General features: G+C 56.3%; 18 protein-coding genes. 3 read left to right on the top strand and 15 right to left on the bottom strand.

Translation table 11 applies throughout. The features are described 5' to 3' along the window. Nucleotides 1-168: 168 nt before the first annotated feature. From nadR to serB, 3 genes are all read right to left on the bottom strand, one after another. The gene (gene nadR, locus MYY08_RS06025) at nt 169-1,401 is read right to left on the bottom strand and encodes a multifunctional transcriptional regulator/nicotinamide-nucleotide adenylyltransferase/ribosylnicotinamide kinase NadR (protein ID WP_038628437.1); all 1,233 of its coding nucleotides are present in this window, start codon (nt 1,399-1,401) and stop codon (nt 169-171) included. A gap of 67 nt (nt 1,402-1,468) precedes the next feature. After that, complete coding sequence (gene radA, locus MYY08_RS06030; RefSeq protein ID WP_084970036.1) at nt 1,469-2,851, bottom strand: DNA repair protein RadA; 1,383 nt, start codon at nt 2,849-2,851, stop codon at nt 1,469-1,471. Nucleotides 2,852-2,864: 13 nt separating this feature from the next. Then, entirely contained in the window at nt 2,865-3,842 is a 978-nt protein-coding gene (gene serB / locus MYY08_RS06035) for a phosphoserine phosphatase (RefSeq protein WP_038628440.1), read from the bottom strand. A 179-nt stretch (nt 3,843-4,021) separates the two neighbouring features. Here serB and MYY08_RS06040 point away from each other — a divergent pair, with 179 nt between their 5' ends. Further along, complete coding sequence (locus MYY08_RS06040) at nt 4,022-4,684, top strand: YtjB family periplasmic protein (protein ID WP_038628442.1); 663 nt, start codon at nt 4,022-4,024, stop codon at nt 4,682-4,684. An 86-nt stretch (nt 4,685-4,770) separates the two neighbouring features. Here MYY08_RS06040 and deoD read toward each other — a convergent pair whose 3' ends face one another. From deoD to MYY08_RS06095, 11 genes are all read right to left on the bottom strand, one after another. Beyond that, nucleotides 4,771-5,490, bottom strand: a complete 720-nt coding sequence (gene deoD, locus MYY08_RS06045; RefSeq protein WP_038628443.1) for a purine-nucleoside phosphorylase — start codon at nt 5,488-5,490, stop codon at nt 4,771-4,773. Nucleotides 5,491-5,557: 67 nt separating this feature from the next. Continuing rightward, the gene (gene deoB / locus MYY08_RS06050; RefSeq protein WP_038628446.1) at nt 5,558-6,781 is read right to left on the bottom strand and encodes a phosphopentomutase; all 1,224 of its coding nucleotides are present in this window, start codon (nt 6,779-6,781) and stop codon (nt 5,558-5,560) included. A gap of 164 nt (nt 6,782-6,945) precedes the next feature. After that, complete coding sequence (gene deoA, locus MYY08_RS06055; protein WP_038628448.1) at nt 6,946-8,265, bottom strand: thymidine phosphorylase; 1,320 nt, start codon at nt 8,263-8,265, stop codon at nt 6,946-6,948. A 107-nt stretch (nt 8,266-8,372) separates the two neighbouring features. Then, nucleotides 8,373-9,152 carry a deoxyribose-phosphate aldolase gene (gene deoC, locus MYY08_RS06060; RefSeq protein ID WP_038628450.1) on the bottom strand — a complete coding sequence of 260 codons (780 nt, stop codon included), beginning with the start codon at nt 9,150-9,152 and terminating at the stop codon, nt 8,373-8,375. 338 nt (nt 9,153-9,490) lie between these two features. Further along, nucleotides 9,491-10,264: a TatD family hydrolase gene (locus MYY08_RS06065; RefSeq protein ID WP_038628452.1), complete on the bottom strand. Its 774-nt coding sequence runs from the start codon at nt 10,262-10,264 to the stop codon at nt 9,491-9,493. Beyond that, the gene (locus MYY08_RS06070; protein WP_159378718.1) at nt 10,261-11,316 is read right to left on the bottom strand and encodes a patatin-like phospholipase family protein; all 1,056 of its coding nucleotides are present in this window, start codon (nt 11,314-11,316) and stop codon (nt 10,261-10,263) included. The genes MYY08_RS06065 and MYY08_RS06070 overlap by 4 nt, the downstream gene beginning before the upstream one ends. Nucleotides 11,317-11,324: 8 nt before the next feature. After that, the gene (locus MYY08_RS06075) at nt 11,325-11,510 is read right to left on the bottom strand and encodes a CsbD family protein (RefSeq protein ID WP_038628457.1); all 186 of its coding nucleotides are present in this window, start codon (nt 11,508-11,510) and stop codon (nt 11,325-11,327) included. A 56-nt stretch (nt 11,511-11,566) separates the two neighbouring features. After that, nucleotides 11,567-11,728 carry a DUF1328 domain-containing protein gene (locus MYY08_RS06080; protein WP_071883711.1) on the bottom strand — a complete coding sequence of 54 codons (162 nt, stop codon included), beginning with the start codon at nt 11,726-11,728 and terminating at the stop codon, nt 11,567-11,569. A 126-nt stretch (nt 11,729-11,854) separates the two neighbouring features. Continuing rightward, entirely contained in the window at nt 11,855-12,469 is a 615-nt protein-coding gene (gene osmY / locus MYY08_RS06085) for a molecular chaperone OsmY (RefSeq protein ID WP_038628458.1), read from the bottom strand. Nucleotides 12,470-12,783: 314 nt separating this feature from the next. Beyond that, on the bottom strand, nt 12,784-14,373 hold the full coding sequence (prfC, locus tag MYY08_RS06090; protein WP_038628460.1) for a peptide chain release factor 3: 1,590 nt from the start codon (nt 14,371-14,373) through the stop codon (nt 12,784-12,786). 313 nt (nt 14,374-14,686) lie between these two features. Further along, the gene (locus tag MYY08_RS06095; RefSeq protein WP_133052042.1) at nt 14,687-15,718 is read right to left on the bottom strand and encodes an SPOR domain-containing protein; all 1,032 of its coding nucleotides are present in this window, start codon (nt 15,716-15,718) and stop codon (nt 14,687-14,689) included. A gap of 262 nt (nt 15,719-15,980) precedes the next feature. Here MYY08_RS06095 and MYY08_RS06100 point away from each other — a divergent pair, with 262 nt between their 5' ends. Beyond that, nucleotides 15,981-16,286 carry a hypothetical protein gene (locus MYY08_RS06100; RefSeq protein ID WP_038628465.1) on the top strand — a complete coding sequence of 102 codons (306 nt, stop codon included), beginning with the start codon at nt 15,981-15,983 and terminating at the stop codon, nt 16,284-16,286. Between the two features lie 307 nt (nt 16,287-16,593). Next, on the top strand, nt 16,594-17,397 hold the full coding sequence (locus tag MYY08_RS06105) for a DUF4225 domain-containing protein (protein WP_133052043.1): 804 nt from the start codon (nt 16,594-16,596) through the stop codon (nt 17,395-17,397). Between the two features lie 3 nt (nt 17,398-17,400). Here the strand turns inward: MYY08_RS06105 and MYY08_RS06110 are convergent, their stop codons facing one another. After that, the gene (locus tag MYY08_RS06110; protein WP_038628466.1) at nt 17,401-17,739 is read right to left on the bottom strand and encodes a hypothetical protein; all 339 of its coding nucleotides are present in this window, start codon (nt 17,737-17,739) and stop codon (nt 17,401-17,403) included. Nucleotides 17,740-17,876: the final 137 nt, after the last annotated feature.

The following is a 17,876-nucleotide window of genomic DNA, read 5'->3' on the forward strand; positions in this document are numbered from 1 at the left end:
GTGAAACAGGCCTCTTTTTCCTGAAAAAAATTAAACCGAAAAAGCCGAAAATCTATTTTGAAAACTAAACTATTAAGCTGAATTACAGGAGGGTAAATAACAATGAGAACATTCCGAATTAAAAACCAGCGCTGGCAGTATTCCTCTACGGCCAGCCTGAAAAACCGTTTACTTACCGTTTTCTAGCATGTTTCTTACCAGTTCCACACAGCGCAGAAAACGCTCATCGTAACTGTCTTCTGTTACGTGTTCATATTTTATCTGATTTTCATTCAACATTTTTATTAAGAGATCCTGAAACTCGCGCCGATCGACCGAGCTGCCGAGACTGCGTAAACCGTCCGCTACCCAGGGAACATTGTTCTCCAGCAGGATCACCAGATCGAAACGATATTCGTCGATCAGCGCCTGAACAAAGGGGTGTTCGCGCCCTTCATATTTTTTGCAGAACGCCTGCGTGGTAACAAAGTCCGTATCGATAAACGCCACCTTATTGGCGTACTTCACCGCGAAATCGATATACTGCGCGTGGCCCAGCGCGATCTTGTCATAATCCGAATATTGTAGCGCCATCTCATCGCCGCCCAGGTGGGAAAAAACATAGTCGCGGCCATACTCCCAGGCGCTGGTGGTATTGAAGATATTGGCCAGCTTGTTCACCAGCACCGATTTGCCGCTTGATTCGCCGCCAAGTATCGCTACGGTGCGCACGAAAAACGGCTTAACTTCAGTAGGAATATATTCCCAATAGCGGAAAGGGTTCTGGCGAATTTGCGCACCGCTGATATTCATAAAGGAACGTCTGGGATCGATGACTATCGTCTCAATGCCGAGATGCTGACGATACTGCGGCGCGTCCAGTTCTTCGCTGGTATAGACGCAGTTCGGTTCGATGCCCTTTTCCGCCATAAAGGCGGTCATGCCTGCACTCCAGACATCCCAGCCGTGCGGATAAGGCTCCATGCCTTCTTCGTTAAACGCATGGATGCGGATGTTTTTTTGATACTTAAACGTCTGCAACAGCCAGCGCAGGCGATCGCTGACGGTCGGCTGCTGCGACATGGCGCTGTTTTCAAACAGCTGACGATCGCGCGGCTCATCGTGGCCCATAATAATATGCAATTCGTCGACCTGGCTGCAGGCGCGCTGAATCAGATAAATATGCCCGGTGTGCAGAGGATAGAACTTGCCGAAGACCACGCCGACCCGCTTCTCACGACGCGGAAAGGCCAGTCCCAGAAAGCGGTGCAGCGCTTCCAGCTTTTGCGCGCTGGGGCTTTTAATTTTGGCGTTGAGCAGCTGGCTCAGATAGCCCTTCGTCATGCCGCTGGCGTCCGCTACCTGCTGTAGCGTGTGCCCCTGCTGACGAATGGCGGTTTTCAGATATTCAAATGATGACATAATGCCTCCTGCAAAAAGGGGTGGGCTAAGGCCCACCCCAACGACAGGTTAATCCCTGCGGTGAAAATTATAACTCATCCAGAATCGCCAGCGCGTCAGCCAGCTTTTTCACCGGGTAAACCTTCATATTCGCTGGCACTTTCTTCGGCGCATTAGCCGCAGGAACGATCGCGCGTTGGAAGCCATGCTTGGCCGCTTCAGAGATACGCTCCTGTCCGCTCGGCACCGGGCGGATCTCGCCTGCCAGCCCGACTTCGCCAAAAATAACCAAATCCTGCGGCAGCGGTCGATCGCGCAGACTGGAGACCATCGCCAGCATCAGCGCCAGGTCGGCGCTGGTTTCGGTGACCTTCACCCCGCCCACCACGTTGACGAACACATCCTGATCCGCCATTTGCAGGCCGCCGTGACGATGCAGCACCGCCAGCAGAATCGCCAGACGATTCTGCTCCAGCCCGACCGCGACGCGGCGCGGGTTGGCCATCATCGAGTGGTCCACCAGCGCCTGAATCTCCACCAGCAGCGGCCGGGTGCCTTCCCAGACCACCATTACCGAGCTGCCGGCAGTCACCTCGTCGCCGCGCGACAGGAAGATGGCCGACGGGTTGCTGACTTCGCGCATCCCCTGCTCGGTCATGGCGAATACGCCCAGCTCATTCACCGCGCCGAAGCGGTTTTTATGGCTGCGCAGCGTGCGGAAACGGGAATCGGCGTCGCCGTCCAGCAGCACGGAGCAGTCAATACAGTGCTCCAGCACTTTCGGACCGGCCAGCGAGCCATCTTTGGTGACGTGGCCGACCATAATAATCGCCACGCCGCGCGTCTTGGCGAAGCGCGTCAGATAAGCGGCGGTTTCACGCACCTGCGCTACGCTGCCTGGCGAAGACTGAATCTCCGCCATATGCATGACCTGAATGGAGTCGATCACCATCAGTTTCGGCTGCTCCTGCTCGGCGATCAGGCAGATCTGCTCGATGCTGGTTTCCGACAGCATATTCAGGTTATCGGTCGGCAGGCCGAGGCGATGCGCGCGCATCGCCACCTGCTGTAACGACTCTTCGCCGGTGACGTAAAGCGTTTTCATATCCACCGACAGCTTACAGAGGGTTTGCAGCAGCAGGGTACTTTTACCGGCGCCCGGACTGCCGCCGATCAGAATAGCGCTGCCCGGCACCACGCCGCCGCCCAGCACGCGGTCGAACTCTTTAAAGCCGGTGGAGAAGCGCGGCAGCGCCTCCAGACTGATTTCCGACAGCTTCTGCACGCGGCTGGCGCCAGCGGTGCCGGCATAGCCGGAAAGACGCTCATTGCGCGCCGCCGCAGGCGAGGCCGCAAGCCTCACTTCGGTGATAGTGTTCCAGGCGTGGCAGGCGCTGCATTGCCCCTGCCAACGCGGATAGTCTGCGCCACATTCATTGCAGACGAAGGCACGTTTTACCGCTTTGGCCAACTCAACTCCTCGATTATCGGGTCTCGTGATTCAGGCTGCCGCTGAGGATGCAGAAGACGCCCATCAGATCGGCATGCCGAATCGTCACTTCGGTTTGTTCGTTTACTTTCGGCTTGGCGTGGTAGGCGATGCCTAACCCCGACGCCTTAATCATTGGCAGATCGTTGGCGCCGTCGCCAATCGCCACCGTTTGTTCAACAGGAATAGCGTAACGCTGCGCCAGCTTCGCCAGCGTCGTCGCCTTATATTGCGCATCGACCACCGGACCGATGACTTCGCCGGTCAGCAGGCCGTCGCGGATTTCCAGCTCGTTGGCGACAATCGCCGCCAGATGCAGCCTGTCGCGCAGGTATTCGGCGAAAAAGGTGAAGCCGCCGGAAGCGATCGCCACCTGCCAGCCCAGCGCCTGCAGCTTCTGCACCAGCGTGCATAAGCCCGGCATCAGCGGCAGCGCGTCGCGCACCTGTTTAAGAATATTGGCGTCGGCGCCTTTCAGCGTCGCCACGCGCTGACGCAGGCTGGCGGTGAAATCCAGCTCGCCGCGCATCGCCCGCTCGGTTACTTCGGCCACCTGCTCGCCGCATCCCGCCAGACGCGCGATTTCATCAATGCATTCGATCTGAATCGCCGTCGAGTCCATATCCATCACCAGCAGGCCCGGCGTTTTCAGGTGCGGGATTTTCCCCAGCGGCGCCACGTCCAGCCCCATCTCGTGAGCGAGCCGGGTGGCGCGCGGCGTCAGCGAGCCCGCCAGGCGGATCACCTGATAATCATCAACGCACCAGGCGCTGACAATCACCATCGCCGCTCCCAGCTGGTGTTGATACGCCGTCAGGCGCTCCTTATCAAGCTGGTGCCCGTAAAGCAGCCAACCGGTACGCCCGGCGCGATAGTCCAGCGGCATCACTTCATCGCCGCTCAGTGAAAGAGGCAGGCCTGGCCAGAGAGAAACGTCGGTAGGCAGGTCGCACCAGGTCAAACGATTAGGCATTACAGCTCCTGTCGGGAAGATGATCGGCTGCCGCCATCAGAGGACGTTCTGTTGACATCCGTGCCGGGCCACAGCCTGTAGAGAAAACCTCGCAAGAGGCTACCTTGTCAGCCGCGCTTCTGGCAACATAAAGTCGCAAAAACAGGCTCCCCTCTGTTGTTCAGGAAGTAAGGTTGGAAATGGCTAAATCCCGGCTCAAATTTCGTCTGCACCGCACGGTTATTGTGCTGATCTCTCTTACGCTGCTGGTTGTGCTGATGCAGGGCGCTTCCTGGTTCAGCCTGGGGCACCAGATGGCGCGCTCCGAGCAGGTTGAAGATCTGGCGCGCACCCTGACCCGTCAGGTCGCCTTTACGCTGACGCCGTTGATGGATAACGAGGATGAAAATCGCGCGCAGATTGTCGCCATCCTGAAGCAGATAACGGAAAACAGCCGCATCCTTGACGCCTCGGTTTACGACAGCGAAGGCTCGTTAGTGGCGCGCAGCGGCGAAGGCATCAGCGTGCGCGATCGCCTGGCGCTGGATGGCAAACGCGCGGGCAGCTATTTTAACCATCAGCTGGTGCAGCCGCTCGCGAACAGCGACGGCCCGCAGGGCTTTCTGCGCGTGACACTCGATACCCACGTATTAGTCACCGAAGCCAAGCAGGTGGACAACACCACCAATATCTTGCGCCTGATGATGCTGCTGGCGCTGGCTATCGGCATTATCCTCACCCGCACGCTGCTGCGCGATCGCCGCACCCGCTGGCAGCAATCTCCCTTCCTGTTGACCGCCAGCACGCCGGTAAAAGAAGATGACGACGAGCAGGATGAGACGCCCTTAACGGAAAAGTCGTAGCGAAAAGGTGTGTCAGGAATAAAAGGCGGCAACACGCGAAGAACAGAAAAGATAACCGGACGAGCGAGGCTCGCCCGGTGGGTTTATCAGGCTTTGTCGCCCAGCAGCACCGACTCCAGCGCGATTTTGATCATGTCGCTGAAGGTGGTCTGACGCTCCGCCGCCGTGGTTTGCTCGTGCGTACGGATATGGTCGGAAACGGTGCAGATGGTCAACGCTTTCGCGCCGAACTCCGCCGCCACGCCATAGATGCCCGCCGCTTCCATCTCCACGCCGAGGATGCCGTACTTCTCCATCACGTCGAACATTTGCGGGTCCGGCGTATAGAACAGGTCAGCGGAGAAAATGTTGCCCACGCGCGCCTCGATGCCCAGCGCTTTTGCCGCGTCCGCCGCATTGCGCACCATTTCGAAATCGGCGATGGCCGCGAAATCGTGATCCTTAAAGCGCATACGGTTCACTTTAGAATCAGTGCAGGCGCCCATGCCGATCACTACGTCGCGCAGTTTCACATCGGCGCGCACCGCGCCGCAGGAGCCGACGCGAATGATCTTCTTCACGCCAAATTCGGTGATCAGTTCTTTTGCATAGATGGAGCAGGAAGGAATGCCCATGCCATGACCCATCACAGAGATGCGACGGCCTTTATAAGTGCCGGTATAGCCCAGCATGCCGCGCACGTTGTTCACTTCAACCGCATCTTCCAGAAAGGTTTCCGCGATATGCTTAGCGCGCAGCGGATCGCCCGGCATCAGAACCACGTCCGCGAAATCACCCATTTCAGCATTAATATGAGGCGTAGCCATTGTCGTTATTCCTTGAAAAAATAAAACACGCCAGCCCGCAGGCTGGCGTTAAAGTGAAAGCCGCGTATTACAGCATGCTTTTGCCATATTCCATATCGGAAAGACCGAAGTATTTCGCTACCGTCTGACCGATATCCGCGAAGGTTTCGCGGTAGCCGAGGAAGCCCGGTTTAACGCCTGGTCCGTAGATCAGCACCGGAATATGTTCGCGGGTATGATCGGTGCCGTGCCAGGTTGGGTCGCAGCCGTGGTCGGCGGTGAGGATCAGGATGTCGCCCTCTTTCACCAGCGCCATCAGCTCCGGCAGACGACGGTCAAACAGCTCCAGGCCGCCAGCGTAACCGGCCACGTCGCGGCGGTGGCCCCAGGTGGAATCAAAGTCCACAAAGTTGGTGAAGACGATGGAATTGTCCGGCGCTTCCGCCATCTCTTTCACCGTCGCATCGAACAGCGCGTCCAGACCCGTCGCCTTCACTTTTTTAGTGATGCCGACGTGCGCGTAGATATCTGCGATTTTACCAACGGAGATCACCTCGCCCTGCTTCTCTTCCACCAGTTTTTTCAGGATGGTCGGCGATGGCGGCTCAACGGCCAGATCGTGACGGTTGCCGGTACGCTGGAAGTTGCCTGCTTTATCGCCCACGAATGGACGCGCAATTACGCGGCCGATGTTGTAGTCGCCTTTATCCAGCTCCTCGCGGGCAATCTCGCACAGATCATACAGGCGTTGCAGGCCGAAGGTCTCTTCATGGCAGGCGATCTGGAATACCGAGTCGGCGGAGGTGTAGAAAATCGGCTTGCCGGTTTTCATATGCTCCTCGCCGAGCTTATCCAGAATCACCGTGCCGGATGAATGGCAGTTGCCGAGATAGCCCGGCAGATCGGCGCGCTCCACCAGCTTATCCAGCAGTTCCTGCGGGAAACTGTTTTCGGTGTCGCTGAAGTAGCCCCAGTCAAACAGCACCGGCACGCCGGCGATTTCCCAGTGGCCTGACGGCGTATCTTTGCCTGACGATAGCTCGCTGGCGTAGGCGTATGCGCCGATAATTTTCGCGTTCGGGTCCAGGCCCGGCGGGAAGGTGCCGGTAGAGGCTTCCGCCGCTTTTCCCAATCCCAACGCCGTCAGATTCGGCAGATGCAGCGGGCCTTTGCGCCCCTGGTCAGCCTCGCCGTTAAAGCAGGCTTTAGCGATATGGCCCAGCGTATCTGAACCGGTATCGCCGAATTTTTCAGCGTCTTTACTGGCGCCGATCCCGAAGGAGTCCAGCACCATGATAAATACACGTTTCATGTGACTCTCCTGCGCCTTAGCGCGATGAGAAAATATAAAAAAGCGATCAGAACAGTATGACGGCTATCCCGGTCATACTTCAAGCCAGCCGCGCCCTTTCCGGCATTTTTAGCGCCTGCGACTTGCGCATGCGCTTTCCCGCCAGCGTCTCGCAGCCAGCCCCTTTAGCCGATGCGGCGATAGATAACCGGCGTGGCGGCAGGCGGTTGATCGCCGAGCGTAACGGCGGCCTTCACCGCCTGCGCCGCTTCCTGCCAGCGCTCTTCGCTGTCGGCATGAATCACCGCCAGCGGCCGTTCGCCATCCACGCGATCGCCCAGCTGCGCCATTTCGCTAAAGCCGACGCTGTAATCGATGGCGTCGCTGGCGCGGCGACGGCCGCCGCCTAACGCCACGACCGCCATACCAAGCGCGCGCGTATCCATCGCGGTGACGATGCCGGGCGCGTCGGCGTAAACCGCTTTACTCAGCATCGGCGCTGGCAGATAGCGGTCAATCTGTTCAATAAAATCGTTGGGTCCGCTCTGCGCCGCGACCATACGGGCGAAGATGTCCGCCGCGCGACCGTTATCCAGCACCTGTTGCAGTTTCTGCCGCGCCTCGGCGTCATCTTTCGCCAGCCCGCCGGAAAGCAGCATTTCACTGCACAACGCCATGGTCACTTCCAGCAGGCGCGGATTGCGGTAGCTGCCGGTCAGGAACTGTACCGCTTCGCGCACTTCCAGCGCGTTGCCGGCGCTGGAGGCTAGCACCTGATTCATATCGGTCAACAGCGCCGTGGTTTTGCAGCCCGCGCCGTTGGCGACGCCGACGATCGCCTGCGCCAGCTGTTCGGAAAGTTCAAAGGTCGGCATAAAGGCGCCCGATCCCACCTTCACGTCCATCACCAGCGCATCCAGCCCTTCGGCCAGCTTCTTCGCCAGAATCGAGGCGGTGATCAGGGGAATCGAATCGACGGTGGCGGTAATGTCGCGCGTGGCGTAAAAGCGTTTATCTGCCGGCGCCAGCGAATTCGTCTGGCCGATAATGGCGACGCCATTCTGCTTAATCATCTCGCGGAAGCGTGTATCGCTGGGGAAAATATCGAAGCCAGGTATCGCCTCCAGCTTATCGAGCGTACCGCCGGTATGACCCAGCCCGCGCCCGGAGATCATCGGCACGTAGCCGCCACAGGCGGCCACCATTGGACCGAGCATCAGCGAGGTCACGTCGCCCACGCCGCCGGTAGAATGCTTATCCACTACCGGGCCGTTCAGGTTCAGCGCCTGCCAGTTCAGCACCGTGCCGGAATCGCGCATCGCCATGGTCAGCGCCACCCGTTCCGACAGAGTCATATCGTGGAAAAAGATGGTCATCGCCAGCGCGGCGATCTGCCCTTCCGACACGGTGTTATCACGCACGCCGTTGATAAAGAAGCGGATCTCTTCTTCGCTCAGGGCGTGTCCGTCACGTTTTTTTCGAATTATTTCTTGTGGTAGAAACAAGGTAACCCCCTGTTTAACGGATCGCTGTCAGGCCTGGTGTCCCGATCCAATTGTGCAGAACAGATATATTTAGCGGGCGGCGGACGCCCGCTGTTGTGAAAGGAGAATCAGTAGCTGCTGGCGCTGCTCGTGCTCTGGTAGCCCGCCGCGTTTAGCAGGCTGGCCAGCAGGCTGGAGGCGCCAAAGCGGAAGTGGCGCGCGTCGGCCCAGTCGCTGCCCAGAATATCGTCGGCCAGCTGCAAATAGCGCGCGGCGTCTTCCGCCGTGCGCACGCCGCCGGCAGGCTTAAAGCCTACGCGATCTTTAACGCCTTTATCGCGGATCACTTCCATCATGATTTTCGCCACTTCCGGCGTGGCGTTGACCGGCACTTTACCGGTAGAAGTTTTGATAAAGTCGGCGCCCGCATCGATAGCGATTTCAGAAGCCTGACGGATCAGCGCTTCTTCTTTCAGCTCGCCGGTTTCGATAATGACTTTCAGCAACACGTTAGCCGCCGCGCAAGCCTCTTTACACGCTTTCACCAGCTTAAAGCCGGTATCGGCGTCGCCCGCCATCAGCGCACGATAAGGGAAGACCACGTCCACTTCATCGGCGCCGTAGGCGATCGCCGCGCGGGTTTCCGCCAGCGCGATATCGATATCATCGTTACCGTGCGGAAAATTGGTGACGGTGGCGATACGGATATCGGGCGTGCCCTGCTCGCGCAGCGCTTTACGCGCAACCGGAATAAAACGTGGATAAATGCAGATTGCGGCCGTATTGCCCGCCGGGGATTTTGCCTGATGGCACAGCGCGATCACTTTCGCATCGGTGTCATCGTCGTTAAGGGTGGTCAGATCCATCAGTTTCAGCGCACGCAGCGCGGCAGCGGTTACATCAGTCATAATGCTCTCCAGACAAATTCAGTGAGCTTCCGCCAGTGGAAGACTCAACACGAGGTCTTGGTTCCTTGAAGAGGGTTGAGATCCATCTCACCTTGCCAGCGATGCTGTTTCGCTTTGATGTTACGATTTTAACACCACGGGCAGACTCATTGTTGTGCGTAAGCTCACAATTAATTAAGGAACGTTACCGTCATATTTACATTCACTGTGATTTTAGTCACAAAAAAGCGCGACAGGTCGCAACCGGAACCGCTTTATCCGCGTATCATAACGCAGAAGGGCAAATGTGAGAATTATCACATTTGCCCTTTTTAACCGATGAGCGGCCTGCCGATCCGTTAGCTCAGCTGGAACAGGCGCGCACTATTGGCGGCGATAGTGTCGGCAATCTCTTCCGGCGGCTCCTCCCGCAGCTCGCACAGCGTCTGCCACACGTTACGCACGCGTTCTGGCCGGTTAGGTTCGCCCTGAAAGCCGTTAAGCGGCATATCGGGCGCATCGGTTTCCAGCAGCAGCGAAGAGAGCGGCAGTCGGGCGATCGTCTGGCGCGTCTTGCTGGCGCGCGGATAAGTAATGGTGCCGCCGACGCCGATCGCGTAACCGGCGGCGATAAACGCCTGCGCCTGTTGCAGGCTGCCGGCAAAGCCGTGCACTACGCCACGGCGCGGCACGTCGATACGCCGCAGATGCATCGCCAGCTTATCGTGCGTGCGACGCGAATGGAGGATCACCGGCAGATCGTAATCGCGCGCCAGCCGCAGCTGCGCATCAAGAAAGTGTTGCTGACGATCGAAGCGCGGATCTTCCATATAGAGATCGAGGCCGATCTCGCCGATCGCCACCAGCTTTTCCGGCCGCTGACGCAGATGCCGCTCCAGCTGTTCCAGCGATGCATCGCTGTGTTGATCAATCACAATGGGATGCAGACCGAGCGCGGCATAAAGCGGCGGGTGCTGTCGGCTTAGCTGCAAAACGCGCGCGAAACGCGTGGCGTCAATTGCCGGCACGATAATGCGCTCCACGCCCGCCTGTGCCGCCTGCGCCAGGCTTTCCGCCTCACGATCGGTAAAGGGCGGAAAATCAAAATGACAGTGGGTATCAATAAACCTCATGCCAGCGATCCTTTGTCGTAGTCGGCGTCATTCTCTGCGTTTTTCTTCACGACTTCATCCAGACTTATCGGAACGTTATCTGGTTCGTTCGCGACCGGCGCCGGCGGGGTGATAATCGGACGGCTTGTCAGCATATCATTCTGGCTCAGCCACTGCCCCAGCGAGGCGAGGAAATAGCGTCCGCAGCGCCGTCCCAGATGGTAATCCTGATTCAGCGCCCTGAGGCGACTGCCTAACGCACTGCTGGCCAGCGGACGCGGAGGATAGATTTCAATGATGCGCAGATCGCCGGGCGGATGCTCGATAAACTGCTGAATCTCATAATAGCTTTTTTCATGCTGTTGCAGCAGGTTCAGCCACGGGCTGCCGCTAAACCAGCGCTCCATGCGTTTGATCCAGCCCGGCGTATAGAACATCTGCGAAGGCACCGTGCGGATCACCACGATGGTATTAGCGCCGCGTCGCGCCGCCTCGCGCACCGGTATGGCGTCGGTAATGCCGCCATCGAGATAGCTGCCCTCTTTCAGCGCAATGCCGCTGCGGTAAAAGCCCGGAATGGCGCTGGATGCTTTGATAAGCTCCAGCCAGTTAGCGCTGTCGGGGGCAAAATAGTGGGCGGTGTAGTCATCGCTGCGGCAGGCGCACATATAGAATTCTCTGCCACTGGCAAGCAGCTGTTCCGCCTGCGCCATCGCCAGCGGCAGCTCCTGGCTGGTAATGGTGGTTAGCCAGTCGAGATCGATGAGATGCCCGCCGCGAGCAAAGCGGAGCGGATCGAAAAAGAGTTTATTGGTGGTATAGCGGGTGATGACCCGTCGGGCATAGCCTGGCTGGCCGCAGATAAACGCGGAAAGATTTTGCGCGCCGGCGGAGGTGCCTAAATAGAGTTGAAAAGGATTAAAGCTGGCTCGCTGAAATTCATCCAGCACGCCAGCGGTAAAGATACCGCGTTGACCGCCCCCTTCGCACACCAGCGCCATTTTGCCGGGTTTGAAAGGACGTTGCGCTAACGCCTCGATGTTGCCAGGCGTTACCGGAATGCGTATCCCCATAGCCTGAGTCAGCGTGGGTGTTTGTCGGTGGTCGCCTCGTGCTGCTCCCTGCCGTAATCTTCCTGCAAAATTCCGGAGAGCCAGTCATTATTTCCCGACATCCAGGCGTCATCGCTGTCAAACCATTCCGCCCACATCAGCGCCATCTGGCCTTTCCATTGTTTCCATTTGCCCGCAACGATGTCGCTATTCATGACTGGCCTCCGTTAATTCACTGAATCTTTTTGTTCAGCATCGAGGACATGCTTACCTAGGGACGTTTACGTCCGGTAAACAGGCTGACGAGGAACAGGATAATACCAACCACGAAGACAATCTTAGCTGCCCATGCGGCCGTACCAGCCAGACCGCCGAAGCCTAATGCCGCTGCGATCAATGCGATTACCAGAAATATAATACCCCAACGAAACATAAGCCTCTCCTTTACCATAGTTAAAATCGAACTGCTTACTCAGCAAATTCAGGGGGTAGCCCCATGAATGTTCTTCTTTTACGGGATAGCGACGGCACGGCCTGTCAGGGCCGCGCCGGAAAAGCATTATTTTTTGACCTGCAGGTCATTTTTAACGCTTTTCACGCCTTCAATCGCTTTGGCGATACTTTCAGCACGTTCAGACTGTGCCTGATTTTCTACCGCACCGGAAAGCTGGACCACACCGTTGGTGGTTTCAACTTTAATTTTACGGGACGGCACAATATCATCCGCTAATAGCTTAGCTTTAATTTCGCTGGTCGTTGCAGCATCACCTGCATAACCGCTAACTGACTGTTTTTCGCTGTCTTTAACGTGTAGTTTGTCATTGACGGATTTAACGCCCTCAACTTTCTTCACCAGAGCCACCGCTTTTTCCGCCTGGTCCTGAGAAGCCACGAAACCGCTCAGGGTAACGACGCCCTTCTCGGTCTCTACTGAGATATCCGTACTTTTAATCGTTTCATCATCTACCAGCGCCGCTTTCGCTTTGGCAGTGATGCCGCTGTCATCCATAAAACCATCGACTTTTTTCATAGAACTATCGATTTTGGACCCTGCGCTATCCGCCGTATTCTGCGTTTTCTGTGATACGGATTCGTCCGCCAGCGCAGAGCCGCTCAGCAGCGCAGAACCCACCATCACAGCCATCAGAGTCTTAGTAATCTTAGTCTTGTTCATCGATATCTTCCTTCTATCCGTTATTCCACTCACAACCGTAAGCGTGGCGACAACAAACCACGATGTCGCCGAAAAGAACGCCGGGGTGATGTCACCGCCGCTTTTTGCGTCCGACAAACTAAGCATAGACAAGGATCGCCATTCGTCTCGTTTTTCTGGTTAAAAAACAGGTAAGAAGGCGTTTTTATGGTGTTTTTAAGAGGAGTCTGTAAGCGGGAAAGAACAGTGTGCGATGGTACTGAAAAGGCGCCTGCGGAGCGCAACGCTGGCTCCGCAAGGCCTGAAGCGCGCGCCGCTGAAGGGCGCGCCGCTTTTTAGTGTTCGCGCGTTTTGCGGAACACCACGTCAGGATAACGTTCCTGCGTCAGGTTCAGGTTAACCATGGTCGGCGCGATGTAGGTCAGGTTATCGCCGCCGTCCAGCGCCAGGTTAATCTCGTTTTTACGCTGGAACTCGTCGAATTTCTTCGCATCGTTGCATTCTACCCAGCGCGCTGTCGACACGTTGACCGATTCATAGATCGCTTCCACGTTGTACTCGCTTTTCAGGCGCGCCACGACCACGTCAAACTGCAGCACGCCGACGGCGCCGACGATCAAGTCATTGTTGGCGATGGGACGGAACACCTGCACCGCGCCCTCTTCCGACAGCTGCACCAACCCTTTCAGCAGCTGTTTCTGCTTCAGCGGATCGCGCAGACGAATACGGCGGAACAGTTCCGGCGCGAAGTTCGGAATACCGGTGAACTTCATATTTTCGCCCTGAGTAAAGGTATCGCCGATCTGAATGGTGCCGTGGTTATGCAGGCCGATGATATCGCCCGGATAAGCTTCTTCCACGTGCGAACGGTCGCCCGCCATAAAGGTCAGCGCGTCGGAGATCACCACATCTTTGCCGATACGCACCTGACGCAGCTTCATGCCCTTTTCATATTTACCGGAGACCACACGCATAAAAGCGACGCGGTCGCGGTGTTTCGGGTCCATGTTGGCCTGGATTTTAAACACAAAGCCGGAGAACTTCTCTTCGCTTGCTTCAACGGTGCGGGTATCGGTCTGACGCGGCATCGGCGCCGGCGCCCAGGAGACCAATCCATCCAGCATATGATCGACGCCGAAGTTGCCGAGCGCGGTGCCGAAGAAGACCGGCGTCAGTTCGCCCTGCAGGAACGCGTCCTGCTCGAACTCGTGAGAAGCGCCTTTCACCAGCTCCAGCTCGTCGCGCAGCTGCGCCGCCAGATCCTCGCCGACCGCCTGATCCAGCTCCGGGTTATCCAGCCCTTTAACGATGCGTACTTCCTGAATGGTGTGGCCTTTGCCTGACTGGTACAGGTAGGTTTCATCGTTATAAAGATGATAAACGCCTTTGAACAGCTTGCCGCAGCCGATAGGCCAGGTGATCGGCGCGCAGGCGATCTTCAGCTCATTCTCGACTTCGTCCAGCAGCTCCATCGGATCGCGAATATCGCGGTCCAGCTTATTCATAAAGGTCAGGATCGGCGTATCGCGCAGACGGGTGACCTCCATCAGCTTACGAGTGCGATCCTCAACGCCTTTCGCCGCGTCGATCACCATCAGACAGCAGTCGACGGCGGTCAGGGTGCGATAGGTATCCTCGGAGAAGTCTTCGTGTCCGGGGGTATCCAGCAGATTCACCAGGCTGTCGCGGTACGGGAACTGCATAACCGAGGTGGTGATGGAGATACCACGCTGTTTTTCCATCTCCATCCAGTCCGATTTAGCATGCTGGTTGGAGCCGCGGCCTTTTACCGTACCGGCGGTTTGAATCGCCTGTCCGAACAGCAGGACTTTTTCGGTAATGGTGGTCTTACCGGCGTCAGGGTGAGAAATAATAGCGAAGGTGCGACGACGCGACACTTCTTGCAAAAATGGGGTATTAGACATCGGAATTCTTCTGTTGATGCCGTGGCGCGGCGTAATAGCAGGCGACACAGCCGTTAATTCACGAGGGCCCACTGACGGGCCCGGAGCCAGAACCATGCAGTTAACCTGAGAGGCGCTGTGCTGTCAGATGAACGCTGCTAAAAAGCGTAGTGGTCTACATTGGTGCCGGCCCCGTGTAACAATGTTGAAAAGTCAGACAATGAGGCCGCATAGCTTACCTTAAGTACATAAAAAAAGCAGGCCGAAATCGCGCGCGCTGTGCGCTTTCCCGCTAACTTTTTCCATCATCTCGTCAGGCCGTTTCAGTGCGCGCTTATCCCTGCGCGTCTGCGGCGTGCTGCAACTGGCTCAGCGTTATTTGCGTCACCAGACCGTTGCCGATACGCGCGGAGATAACCTTTTCATCCTGCTGCCAGATGAGCCAGCTTTCGCCGTTGCGCTCGTCCGCCTCGCCAGGGCCATATTTTTGCTCCAGCTCGGCAACCGTCATGCCGACGCGCGCGCCGCGATGCGTCTCCAGCGTGGCGTCGAGCAGCGTAATCTGCCCCAGATAGTTATCGTCGGCGCTACGCTGCTGCCGATCCCAACCTTCATTGGAGACCGTCAGCGCCAGCACGTCATAGCGATGCTGGTAATAACGATAAGGCACCTCCGCGTCCGGCGCCGGATTTTGCGCCTGCTGCGTACGTTCCGGCGGCAGGCTCATCATCACATCCTCATTCCAGGGCTGTCCTAAAGCCAGCGTGGTACTGTTGACCTGGATGACGAAATCGGCCGCCGTCAGCGCAGCGATGGCAGGCTGCTCGCTGTTTTCCAGTGGATAAAAATCATCAGGCTCTACGCCCGCGTCGGTCTGTAATGCGCCGTCCTTTTTACTCGCCTTAAAGAAAAACAGATGCGGCGCGGTCTCAGGATCGCCGCCGCAGGACGGGTTATGACGGTTTTCCCGCACGTCGATCAGATAGTTTGCCGGATCGTCGCTGTCATCGACGAAGCTCATGCTCAGGCAGTCGCTGGCAAGCGGCGTCAACTTATGCTGGCGGATTGCCTGCAACACCGTAGTGATAACCTGATCCTGCTTTATCCCTTCGCCCTCTGCGGGCGCAGGCGGCGATGGCGCGTCAGAGATCGTTACTGATGGCGCAGCATCAGGCGTTTCCGCCACTGACGGTTGTGTTTCTGTGGCGGCCATTTCTGATGAAGGCATCCCAGACGCAGACGGCTGTGCCTGCGCATCAGAGGCGGAGGGCATCCTCGAGAACTGTTCGGCAGGCGGCGTCAGGATCGCCCCGTTAATATCCGGCAGATCGGCGGCCAGCGCATAGCTGCCTGTCACCGCCGTCATTATCAGCAGTCGTGTTAAGAAAGAGAAAAACATAGCTGTGCTCGTCAGAGTCAAGGCGCAAGCCGCGCGTAAGAGAATTATCTTTGTTATCGGCCCGCCTGGAGCCAACGGGAATTTAACACCGCCGGGCAGGATCGAGTCAAAAATGATTAGCGTTATCAGGCGCTCTTCACCTTAGTTACCCCCTTTCGCATAGATTCATTGTTCTCAGGTCAGGCATCCTCTATCCTGGTGAGTGAGTTCACTATCAGGAAAGTATCCCATGAACGACAAAAAAATGATTTCCATCGATCAGTTTAATGCGAATGAGCGAGCCGTTATAGAGGAAACGTTCAGGGGGCTGGTGCAGAAATATAAACTTCGTACTGGTAAAGAGCCAGACGGTAAAAAAGAGAAAGAATTTACCGCCGAAGCCAGGCAAATGGTCATGACCATCAAGCAAAATAATGAGAAGGAAAAAGCGCTGGCGGCTAAAAAACCAGTGCGTAAAAAGAAACCCTCTTCGCTGGCCGAAAGTGAGGTGGCTGATTTCAGTTGGTCAGCCTCGATAAAGCGCGGCAAGCGATAACACTCCAGATATTATTTGCGCGCCCTTAAGCGGTATGCGGCTCTGCTTCTGCGTTTCGCTCCATGTGCTGAAAGTGCCCTGCCAGGCGCTTTCTCCCTGTACATCCGTCTGCGCGCTGGCAGGGCGTTCAGCGCCGTATGGTATCAATCCACGTCAGCAGGATTTAACTCTGGCTTACGGGGGAGTCAAAGGAGATCGGCTGCGCTGATGTTAAAGGGGCTTGCGCAGCCAAAAGCGGGACGATTAAGTGGTTGTTAAAACGATCAAAACCATTAAAATCACTTATCGTTTTTTTAAGGACAGGAAAATGAGTTCATTAATTAATAATACCGCCGAGAAGGCTGGCTATATAGCAATGGCCCGCAATGAAATCGCCAAATTAAACCAGCTAGCGCACACCATATCTTCACGCCATCTGAACTACGGCCCTACGCTGCATAAATTCATTAGCGATACAAAAAGCTTCGCCGAACAGCATCTCAATCTAATCAGCCGGGCGCAAACCGCCGCTGAAAGCATGAACTACCTCGAAGCTTTAAAATCGGAAATAAACGATCTACATATCCAGGACAGGCTACTGACAACTGGTAAAGCGAAAGTGTTCGCAGTCATTGATTTTGTTCGCGACCATCAGCAGCAGATCAAAGGCTACGTGATAACAGGGGTTCATATCGCCACTTCCGCCTCGCAGGTCGTAGGCGGCGCGTTGCTGGTCGGTACCCTGTCGCCTGTCGGCGTGGTTGCCGGCGGGATTCTGGTGGTTAACGGGATTAACGGGATCGATAAAGAGATCGAGCGCCTGTTCACCGACAACAAAACGACAGAAGGGTTTCTGGCTGATGCCTATATGGGCGGCGCGGAGGCAATGGGATTTGAACGCTGTTCTGGATTAGCCGTCTATAACACCGTTGATCTGGCGGCTAATGCCTTTAGCGTTTATGGCCTTATCAAGAAAAAAGAATCCTGGCGTCTGTTCTATTCACTGCGCGAAGATTTTTACCGCAACTATGACAAGCTGAGCCAGACAAAGCGATTACAAAAGAACATCAGCCTGGGTCTTAAGGGCAAAAGTGTTCTTGATATTATGTCTGGCGCCACCTGCTCGCGTTAACACCTAATTGGTTTTGCCTGCCGCCTTTTTGACGCTGCGCTGATAAAGCCAGGATTTCCACGAGAGCTTTATCGGCGTAAACCAGGCGATTAAACCAAGCGCTATTAACATTGAAGCGCCAAGCGGCAGAGCGCGCTGCGTCCCCTGAAAGATGACGGAGAGCATCCAGATAATGACCAGTGCGATGCAAATATAGATGCGGGAACGGAAAATTTTAGACAAATCAGCCAGTACGATTTCCAGCGAAGTAGAATGATTTTCCGCATTAGCGCGCAGCTTCCCTATTTCCTCAGCAGAAAAACCCGTTTTATACAGTTTTTCTTCAAGGTTGCTTCTGAACATATCTCTCTCCTAACCATGAAGCGCCGATTATATCGGTAGACAAAAAAAAGTCAAAACACGCAGGAAAAATAATGGGATAGCGTCAGATGGCAGCGAGATAGCGCGCTAAAAGGCCCAGATGCTTCCCGGCTGGCAGG

The organism is Mixta sp. (assembly GCF_024610815.1).
Taxonomy (GTDB): Bacteria; Pseudomonadota; Gammaproteobacteria; order Enterobacterales; family Enterobacteriaceae; genus Mixta; species Mixta calida.